This window comes from Rhodococcus sp. GB-02 (assembly GCF_053470465.1).
Window position 1 is genome coordinate 1381554 of record NZ_JBPUKE010000001.1, and the last position, 13287, is coordinate 1394840.

The window sequence follows — 13287 nt, forward strand, 5'->3', positions numbered from 1 at the left end:
TCTGGTTCTGTGTCAATCAGGTTCTTCGGTAACGAACCTGAGGGCGCCCAGCGCGCCCGTACTCGGTCTCCCGGGTGAGCATGCCGTCGTCTGCCAGCTTTTCCAGGTAGCGCCAGGCTGTCACCCGGGACACGCCGACCGATGCTGCCACCTCTGCGGCGGTCACGGGTCCCTCCGAATCCCGGACAGACGCTGCGACGAGTCCGAGCGTTTGAGGCGCAAAGCCTTTCGGCGCCGCTGCTCGATCGTCGGACGTTCGTAGTGCGGACATCGCTCGGTCGATGTCGTGCTGGCTGACCGCAGACTCTCCAGCGGGAAGTGCTGCACGATATTCGAGGTAGCGCTCGAGCTTGTCGCGGAATGCTGCGAAAGTGAACGGCTTGAGAAGATAGAGGACGATCCCGCGAGCCACGGCGCTTCGAACCACCTCCAGATCGCGCGCCGAGGTAACCGCGATGATGTCCGGACTGGGGCGCAACCCGCCGAGGGCGGAAGCCACGTCGAGACCGCTGGCGTCGGGCAACCCGATGTCGAGCAGGACCAGGTCGATGGGCTGGTCGGTGGCGTTGGCCGCCGTAACTGCACGCACGGCGGCGTTCCCGGAATGAACCACGCCGTGGACCACGAATTCCGGCACTCGCTCGACGTAGGAACGGTGTGCCTGCGCGATCAACGGTTCGTCGTCGACTATCAGTACACGAATCATCGCGGTGCTTCCGCCTCGCGCAGCGGGATACGGACGACCAGCATGGAGCCCATCGCCGGTTCGCTGGTGAGCGTGCCGCCGTGCCGTTTCACCACTTGCGAGACGAGCGCGAGACCGAGTCCGCGAGAGCCGGATTTTGTGGAGTAGCCACGGCCCTTGGCCTTTTCGAGTGCTTCGGGTGTCATTCCCGGGCCGCTGTCGGCGACGGCAACAACCATCATCGAATCCTCTTCCATTACCGTCACTTCCACCCACGGAGACTCGCTCGCGCGCGATGCGTCAATAGCATTGTCCACGAGATTGCCGACCAGCGTGACCAACTCGCGTGCATTGAGCGAAGGAACCGGACCGAGCGCGGTGTCTTCCGTGATGGTCAGGTCGACCCCGCGCTCGGTCGCTTCGCTCATTTTTCCGAGCAGTAGTGCGGCCAGCGCCGGTTCGTGGACCGCATTCATCAGACGATCTATCAGCTGTTGGGACACCCGCAATTCATTGGTGGCGAAGGCCACTGCGTCTTCGTTTCGCCCCAACTCGACCATCGTGATGATCGTGTGCAGACGATTTGCACTTTCGTGGGCTTGCGATCGAAGCGACTCGGCAAAACTACGTACCGAATCCAATTCCCCGAGCACGTTCTGCAGTTCGGTGTGATCGCGAATTGTCAGCACGGTGCCAATTCTGTTGCCCTCCCACTCAACCGGGTGTTGGTTGACCACCAGCACACGCTTGTCGGTGAGGTGCACTTGGTCCTTGGCGGGCGATGCGTCGTCGACTCGCAAGGTCTCGGGGATGGATGAAAGTGGCACGGGCCCGTCCGGTAGATCGAGGAGGCGACGTGCTTCGTCGTTGACGATATCCACTCGCGCATCCTTGCTTCGGCCTCGCCCGATCACCACCAAGCCCTCACCGATGCTGTGCAGGACGGCGTCGTGGTGTTCGTACATGGTGCGGAGTTCATCCGGCGCCATTCCTAGGGTCTGTCGCCTGATACGCCGACTCACCAGAAGCGAACTCAAGAGCGCGGCAAGAAGACCGCCGCCGGCAACGAACAGGATGACCGGAACACTTTGGGCGAACTGCTTGCTGATCTGTTCGCGGGTGACACCGGCAGACACCAGACCTACCAGGGTTCCGCCGGAATCGTAGACAGGAGTGACGGCGCGGATCGACGGCCCCAGCGACCCGGCGTACGTTTCCGTGAAGGTCGCGCCGGCGAGTGCGCGGTCGATGTTCCCGGTGAACAGTTGGCCGATCAGTTCCGGGCTCGTGTGTGTGAACCGAGTGCGATCCGGCGCCATCACCACGATGAAATCGACGCCGGTTGACTGTCGGATTTTCTCGGTCTGTGGTTGCAGAATCGCAGTCGGGTCCGGACTCGTCAGGGCTGCCGCCGTCGAATCCGACAGGGCGAGAGTCTGCGCTATCGAGCTGACCTGACGACGGATCGCGTCATCGCTGTCGCGGCGTTCGTCGACAACCGCGAGCGCGGTCCCCACGCCGATGACCAGCGCCAACAATGCCAATTGCAGGATCAGGATCTGCCTGGCAACGCTCATACGTCGGCCGGTCTTTCGTTCGACCATCGAGCGCCTCCTGAACGTAATGAACACAAACTTCCGGGCCCACCTGTTTGCAACAAGAATTCTCCACGACTCGAAGTGATCCCGATCACTTCACAGATATCCGATCCAAAGGACACCCCATGAGCAGCACGGCAACAGGGACAGTAGACGGTTCCCCACAGCCCGAGGGCACCAAGGCAAAGCGCGACAAGACGCATTGGCTCTACATGAGCGTCATCGTGGCGGTCATCGGCGGCATCCTCGTCGGTTGGCTCGCACCCGAGTTCGGTAAGTCCGTCGGTGTACTCGGAACGTTGTTCGTCAGCCTGATCAAGATGATGATCAGCCCGGTCATCTTCTGCACCATCGTGCTCGGCATCGGCTCGGTTCGAGCTGCGGCCAAGGTCGGCAAGGTCGGCGGCCTCGCGCTCGCCTACTTCATCGGGATGTCCACCATCGCACTCGCGATCGGCCTGGGCGTCGGCAACCTGCTCAACCCGGGCAGCGGCCTGAACATCACGCCCAACGCGGCCTCGGTGGCCAAGCTTGCAGATCAGGCCCACAGCGCCGGCGGCACCTGGGACTTCATCGCGTCTATCATTCCGACGTCGATGCTGTCCTCCCTCACAGCCGGAAGCGTGCTGCAGACTCTGTTCGTCGCCCTTCTGGTCGGTTTCGCGATCCAGTCGCTCGGCAAGTCGGGTGAACCGATTCTCAAGGCCGTCGGATACATCCAGAAGCTCGTGTTCAAGATCCTGACGATGATTCTCTGGCTCGCCCCGATCGGTGCTTTCGGTGCCATCGCCAGCGTGGTCGGCCAGACCGGGTTGAACGCCGTCGTCCAGCTCGGAACCCTGATGATCGGCTTCTACCTGACCTGCCTGATCTTCGTCTTCGGTGTTCTCGGAACGCTGCTGCGCGCCGTCACCGGATTCAACATCTTCAAGCTGGTCAAGTACTTGGCCCGTGAGTACCTGCTCATCTTCGCCACCTCGTCCTCCGAATCGGCACTGCCGCGTCTGATCGCCAAGATGGAGCACGTGGGCGTCGAGCGCACCACGGTCGGCATCGTCGTTCCCACCGGCTACTCGTTCAACCTCGACGGCACCGCGATCTACCTGACGATGGCGTCGATCTTCATCGCCGACGCCATGGGACAGCCGCTCGCCTTCGGTGAACAGCTCTCGCTGCTGGTGTTCATGATCATCGCCTCCAAGGGGGCTGCAGGAGTCAGTGGCGCCGGTCTGGCCACACTGGCCGGCGGACTGCAGAGCCATCGCCCCGAGCTTCTCGACGGCGTCGGACTCATCGTCGGAATCGACCGCTTCATGTCGGAAGCGCGAGCGATCACCAACTTCTCGGGCAATGCGGTCGCGACTCTCCTGGTCGGCGCGTGGACCAAGACGATCGACAAGGAACGCGTCGTCGAGGTGCTCGACGGGAAGATTCCGTTCAACGAGGCAACGATGCTCGACGACGAGGACGAGGAAGAGCAGCACAAACTCGAAACGGCTCCGACCGGCACCAGGCAATCGTTTGTGAGCCATCACTAGATCCGTCCGCTCTGCTGAACGTTTGACTGCACAGCAGGCGCGGAACCCGATCTACGATCAGTGATCCTGGTCGTAACGATGAAAGAGACCGCCGCACCAACCGTGCGACGGTCTCTTTCTGTTCGTGAGTGCTATGTGTACCAGGTCGGTTCGGGAATCTCGCCGGTCAGATAGCGGCTACCGACTTCACGGCGCTTGTACGCGAGCGGATCGTGAAGGGTATGCGTCCGGATGTTGCGCCAGTAGATATCCAGGCCCACGTCGTTGGACGTGGCTCGGGCACCGGTCAGTTCGAAGATCTTGTTGCTGATCTCCAAGGAGACGTCGGCGGCGCGAAGTTTTGCGGCCGCGATGCGTACGGCGAGGTCGCCGCGAGCCTGCTCGGTGAGGTTTTCGCGAGCATCGTGGAGTACGGCGTCGGCCTCGCGGCTGACCTGGTCCACGAAGGCCTCCGCCGCCCACAGCTTGGATTGCAAGTCACCGTAGCCCTCACGGAGGTACCACTCGTCCGTTGCGATTTCGCGGTTGTCACCGCCGTACGGCCATGGACGCGTACGGGTTCGGGTGTACTCGGCCGCAGAGTCCAGCGCGCCACGGGCGATCCCGAGGTAGAAGTTGGCAAACACGATCTCGATCGCCGGGAAGTTCAGGGTGTTGTAGACCAGGGGCTGGAATTCTTTGTCGACAAAGCCTGCCGCACTTGCCCAGTCGACCTCGACGTCGTTGATCTCGACACTGCCGGAATCGGTGAGGCGCTGTCCGAGGTTGTCCCAATCGCCGCGGAAGACTACGCCGTCCTGAGCAGTCGGCACGATCGCGAACACATGCGTCGCAGTTCCGTCGATGATTCCTTCGAGCACCGTCAGGTCGGTGACTCGGCCGCCGGTGGAAAACGACTTCACACCGTTGAACACCAGGGTGTCGCCGCGGTCCACGACGGTGAGGTCGGTGTCTCGAGGGTTAACCGCGCCGCCGAAGAAGAATCGGTTGCTCGTGTACAGCTCCTCGACAGCGGAGATCTGCGGATCGGTACCGACCAATCTGGCTGCCCATGCCCACAGGTAGTGATACCCGAGCAGTTGTCCGACGGAGCCGTCGGCGCGCGCGATCTCCCGAACCACTTTGTAGGCGGTCTCCCATCGCTGCCCACCGCCGCCGAACTCGACCGGGCCCAGGAGCGTCACCAGACCACTGTCCTTGAGCAGCTGGACTTCTCGGAACGGTGGTTCGCCGGCTCGGTCGCGGGCGAGTGCGTCGGCGGCAAGGATGTTGCTCACCTCGCGTGCGCGGTCGATCCAACCCTCGGATGTGTCGGGAACGCCGACGAAGACTTCGGTTTCACTGGTCACGGTCACGCCGGTACATCCTTTTCAGTCGGTGCAGTCCCGATGGCCCACACGTAAATCGGTTCGGTTCCGTTGATTTCGTAGTCGCCGACAACTTTGGATTTGAAGACGACCGGGTTGTGGCTGGCGACGGTGCGGGCGTTGCGCCAGAATCGATCGAGATCGAGGTCCCGGCTCACTCCGGAAGCGCCGAGCGCGTCGAAGATCTTGGCCGTGGCCGGCACGACGAGTCCGATCGAGGCGACCTGGCCTCGCCCCGAATCGATTTCGGCCGCAATGTTGGCCGCCTTCTCTTCCTCCGGCGACCCGGAGAACGCGGCTTCGTAAGCCCATTGGGACGACTGCGCGGCGTGCAGTGCAACGGACTCGGCTGCAAAGGCGGCAGAGGACACTTCGCCGACCACTTGCTGGATCTGTGAATCTTGCGCATACCTTGGAGCGTTGCCGTGGCTGAAGGTGCGAGTGCGAGCGGCAACTCGGCGAGAAATCTCGGTTGTCGCAGCCTTGGCGATGCCGGCGAGAGTGGCGAGATGGAACAGTTGGTAGAACGCGGTCTGGTATTTGAATCGCGTCGAGAAGTCGAAGATGTTCTCCGGCTGGACAATCGCATTCTCGTAGATGGACGAGCCGGATCCCGTCGTCTGCTGGCCGAAGCCGTTCCAGTCGTCGCTGTGCGTGACACCAGGTTGCCTCGCCTCGACCGCGGCAATCACGAATGCGCCCGTGTCGGTGCGCTGCGAGTACAGGTCGATCCAGTCGGCGAAGATCGAACCTGTGCTGTAGAACTTGGCCCCGTTCGCCAGGAAATGATCGGCATCCGGTGCCGGCGAGACCTTGGTGTTGGCTTCGCCCAATGCAACATCGCCGATTTCGGTCCAGGCGTTGCCGACCAACTGTCCCTCTGCAAAGCGTCGGAGCCAGGTGTCACGTTCCGGTCCGGGGTCGGCGACCAGTCGGTCTTCGACAAACGCGAAATGACCGCGCAGTGCCTGGGTGATGTTGGAATCGGAGCTCGACAACTCGACCAACAACCGGATCAATTGTGGGATGCTCGCGCCGGATCCGCCGTATGTGGTCGGCACTCGAACGGCGCCGAAGCCGGCCTTCTTGAGTGCGTCGATCTGTTGGAAGGGAAGCACGTGATCGCGTTCTCGTGCGACGACGGATTGCGCGATGTCCGCGAAGATCGGACGGAATTTCTCTGCCAGTGTTTCGTAGTCGACCTCACTTTTGATCGGATCTGCGGACCGGGGTACGGCATTCGGCGTCAGTGCGGTGGTCATGGCAAGAATGCAAGCCGTAATCACCACGGGCGTCGATCCTTCATCGCGACCTGATTCGAAGTGTTGTCAGTCAGCGCAAATCTCGGTTCGATGACCTGCCGGGCAGCCGTACCTAAACCGAGTGGTCAGTGTGATCGCTCGTGAAGGTGCTCGATGATCCATCCGTTCCATTCGACGGTTCCGCCGGAACCACAATCGTGTCGGAACGGTTGCCCTGGAGCGCCGGGGCATACGACCACGCGAAAGTCTCTCGCTCCCAACCGGAGATCGACAGTCGTGCGTACTCCGTCGACCCTCTCGGTGACACTCTCGAGTGCGTCCGCGGCGACAATTTCGGTGGCGCGCCGGACAGCGTGCTCGGCGGCCTGAGCGGCCTGAGACAGCGCTGCCCGGCCGCGCAGGTGCGTCATGGACAGTTCTCCATTCAGGTACTTCTCGGCTGCATCTATCGCAGAGTTGCCGTCCAGTCGGCTGAAATAGACTGCGGCGGGCCACGCAATCATGTTGGCGGCGAAACGATCTCCACCGATGTGACTGCACTCCCACACGTCCGCGATCTGGGCCGCGTCCAGTGCCGCTACAACCGGACGGCCGAGTTCGGCGCAGCACGCATCTTTTTTCCCATGTGTGCAGACTCCGAAGAGCGGTTCCGTGCGGGAGCAGTCGAAGGCGGGCTCCACTCCGGTGGCCATCGATTCGAACGGTAGTGCCGACAGGTCCTCGTATCGGTCCACCGACCCTTCCCGCATCCAGTGGCGCGTGCCGTCCGTCCACGCGAGTACACACGTCGGGGTGAGGACTCGGCGGATGCGGGGCCGCCGGATCACCACGAGTCGGATACGACCCTGCGCTGCGTAGATTTTTTCGGTGAGCGCGTCTGGCAGAACGTCGTCCGGGGCGGACGCCGGCCAGGGCCCGGGGTGCTCGATCAACACCCACAGGTGTGTCATTCCGGCGCGACCGACCATAGGTTCTCCGGCGGCCGAGGACTGCCGTGTACAGGCGTGAGGGCGCCGACTGGTTTGAGGATTGGCGACGAATTCCGGAAAGCACTGCATAGGTGCCTTCCCCACGACACCGTCGCTGTGGCAGGGGAGGGAAGACACGAAAAGGCTCCAGTTTCGTAGGTTAGGCTCACCAGACTATTGGATGGTGAATCCTTTGCTCAGCCGTGGTGAATGCGCGTGGCTGTGAAGGTCGGAAGCAGTCGGTGACAGGAGTGTGTGAATGAAGCGCAGTAACTCGCGTACGAGGTACGTGCTGGGTGGTTTTGTCCTCGCTGCCATCGTGGCAACGACGACTGCTTGTGGCGGTGACGATCTTCATGACCCTGGGATGCAGCCCGACACCGTGCACGCGGTCACTCACGCCCGCGGAACTACCGACGTACCGATGGATCCGCAGCGAGTTGTCGTGCTCGAGCCGGTTCAGCTCGACACGTCGGTAGCGCTGGGCGTGATTCCCGTGGGCACCGCGGTACTCAGCGAGACGGCCGGGGTTCCGGCGTACCTCGGTGAGAAGGCCGCGGAGATCGAGATGGTCGGCACCGTCGCGGCACCGAACCTCGAGAAGATCGTCGCACTGAGCCCGGACCTGATCATCGGAACGGAATCGCGGCACGGTGATCTGTACGAGCAGCTCGCTGCCATCGCGCCGACCGTCTACATGGCGACCCAGACCGATCCGTGGCAGGACAACGTCCAGTTCGTCGCAGCGGCGTTGAACAAGACCGATCAGGCAGGCGAACTGCTCGGTGACTACACCGCACGCTGCGAGGAAGTGGCGAGCAAGCACAGCACCGAGGGCAAGACCGCTCAGCTCATCCGCCCACGCGACGACGTTCTGACGCTGTACGGACCCACGTCGTTTGCCGGAAGCACACTCGAATGCGCTGGGCTCACCATTCCCGCACGCGACTGGGAGAACTCGATCTCCGTCGACCTCTCCCCGGAATTCGTCTCCGGATCGAGCGCCGATCTCATCCTGGTCACGTCCGTGAATCCGGCCGATTCCGGCACGATGCCGAAGGCCGTGGCGGACAACGCCGGATTCTTCCCGAACCCACATCTTGTGGACATGTCGTACTGGATCACCGGCGTCGGACCGCTCGGCGGTCTCACCGTTCTGGGCGACCTCGATCGCATTCTCGGAGCGTCGAATTAGCGGTGCGCGAAGTACGCGAAGTAGCAGTGTGCGAGACAGTCGCTAAGTTGGAACCTATGACAACTCCAGTACAGAACATCGCGATCAACACTCTCGGTGGCGTGCCCACCTCGTTGGGTGAATACGACGGCCGTGCCGTGCTCGTGGTCAACGTCGCATCCAAGTGTGGACTGACCCCGCAGTACTCGGCTCTCGAGAAGCTGGCCAGTGAGTACGCGGATCGCGGTCTGACCGTGATCGGCATCCCGTGCAACCAGTTCATGGGGCAGGAACCGGGTACCGCCGAAGAGATCGAGACGTTCTGCTCCACCACCTACGGCGTCACGTTCCCGCTTCTGGAGAAGATTGAGGTGAACGGCGAAAACCAGCATCCGCTGTATGCCGAGCTCACCAAGGCGGCCGACGCCGAAGGTGCTGCGGGAGACATTCAGTGGAACTTCGAGAAGTTCCTGATCGGACCGGACGGCACCGTCGTCAACCGCTTCCGTCCGCGGACCGAGCCTGACGCACCCGAGGTTGTGGCCGCGATCGAAGCTGCGCTTCCCAAGAACTAGTAGCTGCGCTTCCCGAGAACTAGTAGCTGCGCTTCCCGAGAACTAGTAGCTGCGCTTCCCGAGAACTAGTAGCTGCGCTGAAAACTGCCGCCGGATGATCATCCGGCGGCAGTGTGCTGTTCACCCACAGCTGCCACTATCGGAGTATGTCCGCAGAACTGATCGTGTCGGTATCCGGAATCAGGGACGAGACATGTTATCTCGCTGCCGGATTCGCTGACGAGATGGACGCTCGAGGCGTCCGCCTGTCGCTCCTGGTGGCGCCGCGACTGAAGGACAAATATCGACTGGCCGACGACGCGGTGACGACGGCTTGGCTGCGTGAGCGTCGTGAGCACGGCGACGCCATCGTTCTGCACGGCTACGACCAGGCGGCGACCAAGCGCCGTCGCGCCGAGTTCGCCACTCTGTCGAAGCACGAAGCAAAACTGCGACTACTCGCTGCGGATCGAGTCCTCGAACAGGCAGGTCTTAGGACCCGGGTGTTCGCACCGCCGCGCTGGGTGGCGTCGCCCGGTGCCATGTCGGTGTTGCCGGAGACCGGCTTTCGGACGATGGCAGGCCTCGGGGCCGTGCACGATCTGACTCGTGGAACCTTGCAGCGGGGACGGGTTTTCGGTATCGGCGAGGGCTTCAAGGCTGAGCCGTGGTGGTGCCGCGCCTTGGTTCTCGGGGCCGGGCGCGCCGCCAAGCGTGGGGGACTGGTCAGGTTGTCGATCACCGCCAAGCAGTTGGGAAACGAGGGACCGCGGCAGGCCGTTCTCGACGCCGTCGACCTTGCTCTCTTTCACGAAGCCACATCGCAGGTGTATCGGTGGAACTCCCCGTCTCAGGAACTTGGCGCAGCCTGAAATCCGCCGACGGCAACTTTTCGATAGCTGCGAGTCGGCGTCGGCCGGATCCGCTACACACTCACCGACACAGCAGGTGGGACGAGCGCCGGCTGGATCATCGACGATGTGAGTGCATGAAGGATTGAATCAGGCGACCTCGACGCTCGACTCCTCGTCGAGGACGCGGAACTCAGTGCCGTCGGCAGCCATTTCCGAGTAGCGGCCGTAGAAAATTCCGGCGGCTTCGTCGCGGATGATCGCTTGATGGATGGGAACCGCGACACGCGGCGCCACCGCGCGGAGGTAGTCGATGGCCTCGGAAATCTTGAGCCACGGCGCGGCGGCGGGAAGGGCAAGGACGTCGACCGTCTGTTCGGGAACGAAGAGGGAATCGCCTGGATGCATGAACTGCGCCGGGTTGGTTGCGTCGCCGAGGAGGAACGCGGTGTTGTCGATCATCGGTAGGTCCGGATGGATGATCGCGTGCTCTCCGCCGGTTCCGGTCACCTCGACGTTGCCGATGCTGAAATGGTCACCGGGCCGGACTCCGGTCCAGCGCCCACCGAGCTTTTCAGCCGTCTGGGGATCGCTGTAGAGCACGGCGTCGGGGTTCGCTTCGGCCAGTTCGGGCAGGCGCGCCGGGTCGGCGTGATCGGGGTGTTGATGTGTCACGAGGATGGCGTCGAGGCCGGTGATGCCTTCGAATCCGTGCGAGAAGTTGCCGGGATCGAAGAGGATCTTCGAGCCGTTCAACTCCACGAGCACACAGGAATGGCCAAAATGTGTCAGTCGCATGATTTCGAGTATGCGCCGACGAGGGAGGGCTCGCTGGCGAGTCCCACAGGTGTTGGCCGTCACGCCCCGATCACTCGATGCGAACCATCTCGGGTGCGCCCGGTAAACTGGCCATCACCCGAGCGTTTCACTCCGGGTTCGCGCACTAGTACCGAGGAGCAGCACGTGGCCCGTGTCGTCGTCGAAGTCATGCCCAAGGCCGAGATTCTCGACCCCCAGGGACAGGCAATTGTCGGGGCACTGTCTCGCCTGGGCTTTGCAGGAGTATCCGATGTCCGTCAGGGCAAGCGGTTCGAGTTGGAGATCGACGGCAGTGTCGAAGACGCCGAACTCGAGAAGATCGCCGAAGGCCTGCTGGCCAACACGGTGATCGAGGATTGGACCGTCAGGCGAGTCGAGGCATGAGCGCACGTATCGGGGTTATCACGTTCCCGGGCACGCTCGACGACATCGACGCTGCTCGGGCCGTCAACCTGGCTGGCGGTGAAGCTGTCGAGCTCTGGCACGGCGATGCAGACCTCAAGGGTGTCGACGCAGTCGTCGTCCCCGGCGGATTCTCCTACGGCGACTACCTTCGCTGCGGCGCAATCGCCCGATTTGCTCCCGCGATGGGCAAGGTCGTCGAAGCAGCCAAGGGCGGCATGCCGGTCCTCGGCATCTGCAACGGCTTCCAGATCCTCTGCGAAGCCGGTCTGCTCCCCGGTGCCCTGACCCGTAACCAGGGTCTGCACTTCATCTGCCGCGACGAGTGGTTGACGGTCGAAGCCAACAACACGGCGTGGTCCTCACGCTACGAGGCCGGCGCCCAGATCCTCATCCCGCTCAAGTCGGGTGAAGGCCGCTTCCAGGCGTCCGAGAAGGTCCTCGACGAACTCGAGGGCGAAGGCCGTGTTGTCTTCCGCTACTCGGAGGAGAACCCCAACGGCTCGCAGCGTCGTATCGCCGGCATTTCCTCGGCCAACGGCCGCGTCGTTGGTCTGATGCCGCACCCCGAGCACGCCACCGAGGCTCTCACCGGCCCCAGTGACGACGGACTCGGCTTGTTCTACTCGGCACTCGACGCGATCGTCACTGCTTGATCGCCCGCTGAATTTGACGACTGAACGCCGACCGGATTTCCGGTCGGCGTTCAGTCGTTTGTGGAGGTGTCCCGGTGCCCTGGGATTACTGGCTGTAGGAACTGAGGAAGTTGCCGAGGCGCTCGAGGGCGGTCGCGAGGTCGTCGGTGTTCGGCAGAGTCACCAGTCGGAAGTGATCAGGTTCGATCCAATTGAACGCGCGGCCGTGACTGACAAGAATCTTCTCCGATTCCAGTAGATCGAGAACGAATCTCTCGTCGTCGACGATGCCGAACTTGTCGACGTCGAGCTTCGGGAACAGGTACAGCGCCCCGTCGGCCTGCTGGCAACTGATCCCGTCGATGCTGTTGAGCGTGCTGTGCGCGAGATCGCGCTGGGCCGTCAGCCGGCCTTGTGGAAGCAACAGGTCCTCGATGGACTGGCGTCCGCCGAGTGCGGTCTGGATCGCGTGCTGCGCCGGCACGTTGGCACACATACGCATGTTGGCCAGCAGTTTGATGCCTTCGATGAAGCTCGACGCCCGTTCGAGTGGTCCGGTGATGGCCAGCCATCCGGCTCGGAATCCGCAGACGCGGTAGGCCTTGGACAGTCCCGAATACGTCAGACACAGGACGTCTCGCCCGGTCATCGTCGCAAGGTTTGTCATGGATCGGCCGTCGTAGACGATCTTTTCGTAGATTTCGTCTGCGAAGAGCATCAGATCGTGTTTGCGCGCAAGGTCCACGAACCGTTGCAGCACCTCCGTCGAGTAGACGGCGCCCGTCGGATTGTTGGGATTGATGACGACAATCCCTCGGGTGCGCGGCGTGATCCGAGCTTCCAGATCGTCGAAGTCCGGTGCCCAGCCTTGGCTTTCATCGGTGAGGTAGTGGACGGGCGTGCCGCCGGCAAGTGAAACCGAAGCCGTCCACAAGGGATAGTCGGGAGCGGGAATCAGGATCTCGTCCTCTGGATTGCAGAGGGCCTGCATCGTCAGGGTGATCAGTTCGGACACACCGTTTCCGAGATAGATCTCGTCGACGGTGACGTCGGTGATACCCCGCGTCTGGTAGTACTGGACCACCGCAGTGCGCGCCGAATACAGTCCGCGAGAATCGCAATATCCCTGCGCGGTAGGGAGATTGCGGATCATGGCCATCATGATTTCGTCCGGAGCTTCGAACCCGAAGGGGGCCGGATTGCCGACGTTGAGTCGCAGGATCGTGTGTCCCTGATCCTCGAGTTCTTCGGTCTTGTCGAGAATTCGCCCTCTGATGTCGTACCTGACATTCTCGAGCTTGCGGGCCTGATCGATGGGTGTGTTCACGCGGTTACGTACCTCTCCGGTTCGGGTGGGCGAGTTGTATTTCTGACGAGAAGGGCGCCTCAGGGTTCAGCTCTGGAAACGGGCACAAATTCGCGATAGCGCTAGCC

General features: G+C 62.4%; 13 protein-coding genes. 6 read left to right on the forward strand and 7 right to left on the reverse strand.

The genetic code is table 11. From position 1 onward, the window contains the following. Window positions 1-16: 16 nt before the first annotated feature. Entirely contained in the window at window positions 17-706 is a 690-nt protein-coding gene (locus ACSW29_RS06535) for a response regulator (RefSeq protein WP_230814945.1), read from the reverse strand. Beyond that, entirely contained in the window at window positions 703-2289 is a 1587-nt protein-coding gene (locus ACSW29_RS06540; RefSeq protein ID WP_448276878.1) for an ATP-binding protein, read from the reverse strand. Before ACSW29_RS06540 ends, ACSW29_RS06535 begins: the two co-directional genes overlap by 4 nt. A 119-nt stretch (window positions 2290-2408) precedes the next feature. Between ACSW29_RS06540 and ACSW29_RS06545 the strand changes: the two genes are divergently transcribed. Next, window positions 2409-3821, forward strand: a complete 1413-nt coding sequence (locus ACSW29_RS06545) for a cation:dicarboxylate symporter family transporter (RefSeq protein ID WP_347871707.1) — start codon at window positions 2409-2411, stop codon at window positions 3819-3821. Window positions 3822-3952: 131 nt separating this feature from the next. On the opposite strand, the gene ACSW29_RS06550 is transcribed toward ACSW29_RS06545, so the two are convergent. From ACSW29_RS06550 to ACSW29_RS06560, 3 genes are all read right to left on the reverse strand, one after another. Further along, entirely contained in the window at window positions 3953-5176 is a 1224-nt protein-coding gene (locus ACSW29_RS06550) for an acyl-CoA dehydrogenase family protein (protein ID WP_347871706.1), read from the reverse strand. Further along, complete coding sequence (locus ACSW29_RS06555; RefSeq protein ID WP_448276879.1) at window positions 5173-6450, reverse strand: acyl-CoA dehydrogenase family protein; 1278 nt, start codon at window positions 6448-6450, stop codon at window positions 5173-5175. The genes ACSW29_RS06550 and ACSW29_RS06555 overlap by 4 nt, the downstream gene beginning before the upstream one ends. Before the next feature lie 125 nt (window positions 6451-6575). Then, complete coding sequence (locus tag ACSW29_RS06560) at window positions 6576-7418, reverse strand: sucrase ferredoxin (protein WP_448276880.1); 843 nt, start codon at window positions 7416-7418, stop codon at window positions 6576-6578. Window positions 7419-7677: 259 nt separating this feature from the next. Between ACSW29_RS06560 and ACSW29_RS06565 the strand changes: the two genes are divergently transcribed. The 3 genes from ACSW29_RS06565 to ACSW29_RS06575 all read left to right on the forward strand — a co-directional run bounded on the left by ACSW29_RS06565 (window position 7678) and on the right by ACSW29_RS06575 (window position 10018). Next, window positions 7678-8613, forward strand: a complete 936-nt coding sequence (locus ACSW29_RS06565; RefSeq protein WP_347871704.1) for an iron-siderophore ABC transporter substrate-binding protein — start codon at window positions 7678-7680, stop codon at window positions 8611-8613. A gap of 56 nt (window positions 8614-8669) precedes the next feature. Then, entirely contained in the window at window positions 8670-9167 is a 498-nt protein-coding gene (locus ACSW29_RS06570) for a glutathione peroxidase (RefSeq protein ID WP_003945816.1), read from the forward strand. Between the two features lie 146 nt (window positions 9168-9313). Next, the gene (locus ACSW29_RS06575; RefSeq protein ID WP_230814952.1) at window positions 9314-10018 is read left to right on the forward strand and encodes a DUF2334 domain-containing protein; all 705 of its coding nucleotides are present in this window, start codon (window positions 9314-9316) and stop codon (window positions 10016-10018) included. A 129-nt stretch (window positions 10019-10147) separates the two neighbouring features. On the opposite strand, the gene ACSW29_RS06580 is transcribed toward ACSW29_RS06575, so the two are convergent. Beyond that, window positions 10148-10795 carry an MBL fold metallo-hydrolase gene (locus ACSW29_RS06580; protein ID WP_317828407.1) on the reverse strand — a complete coding sequence of 216 codons (648 nt, stop codon included), beginning with the start codon at window positions 10793-10795 and terminating at the stop codon, window positions 10148-10150. Window positions 10796-10960: 165 nt separating this feature from the next. Between ACSW29_RS06580 and purS the strand changes: the two genes are divergently transcribed. Both purS and purQ read left to right on the forward strand, forming a co-directional pair. Continuing rightward, window positions 10961-11200: a phosphoribosylformylglycinamidine synthase subunit PurS gene (gene purS, locus ACSW29_RS06585; protein ID WP_003945817.1), complete on the forward strand. Its 240-nt coding sequence runs from the start codon at window positions 10961-10963 to the stop codon at window positions 11198-11200. Beyond that, window positions 11197-11874, forward strand: a complete 678-nt coding sequence (gene purQ / locus ACSW29_RS06590; RefSeq protein ID WP_050655460.1) for a phosphoribosylformylglycinamidine synthase subunit PurQ — start codon at window positions 11197-11199, stop codon at window positions 11872-11874. The genes purS and purQ overlap by 4 nt, the downstream gene beginning before the upstream one ends. A gap of 85 nt (window positions 11875-11959) precedes the next feature. On the opposite strand, the gene ACSW29_RS06595 is transcribed toward purQ, so the two are convergent. Further along, entirely contained in the window at window positions 11960-13180 is a 1221-nt protein-coding gene (locus ACSW29_RS06595; protein ID WP_448276881.1) for a pyridoxal phosphate-dependent aminotransferase, read from the reverse strand. Between the last annotated feature and the right edge of the window lie 107 nt (window positions 13181-13287).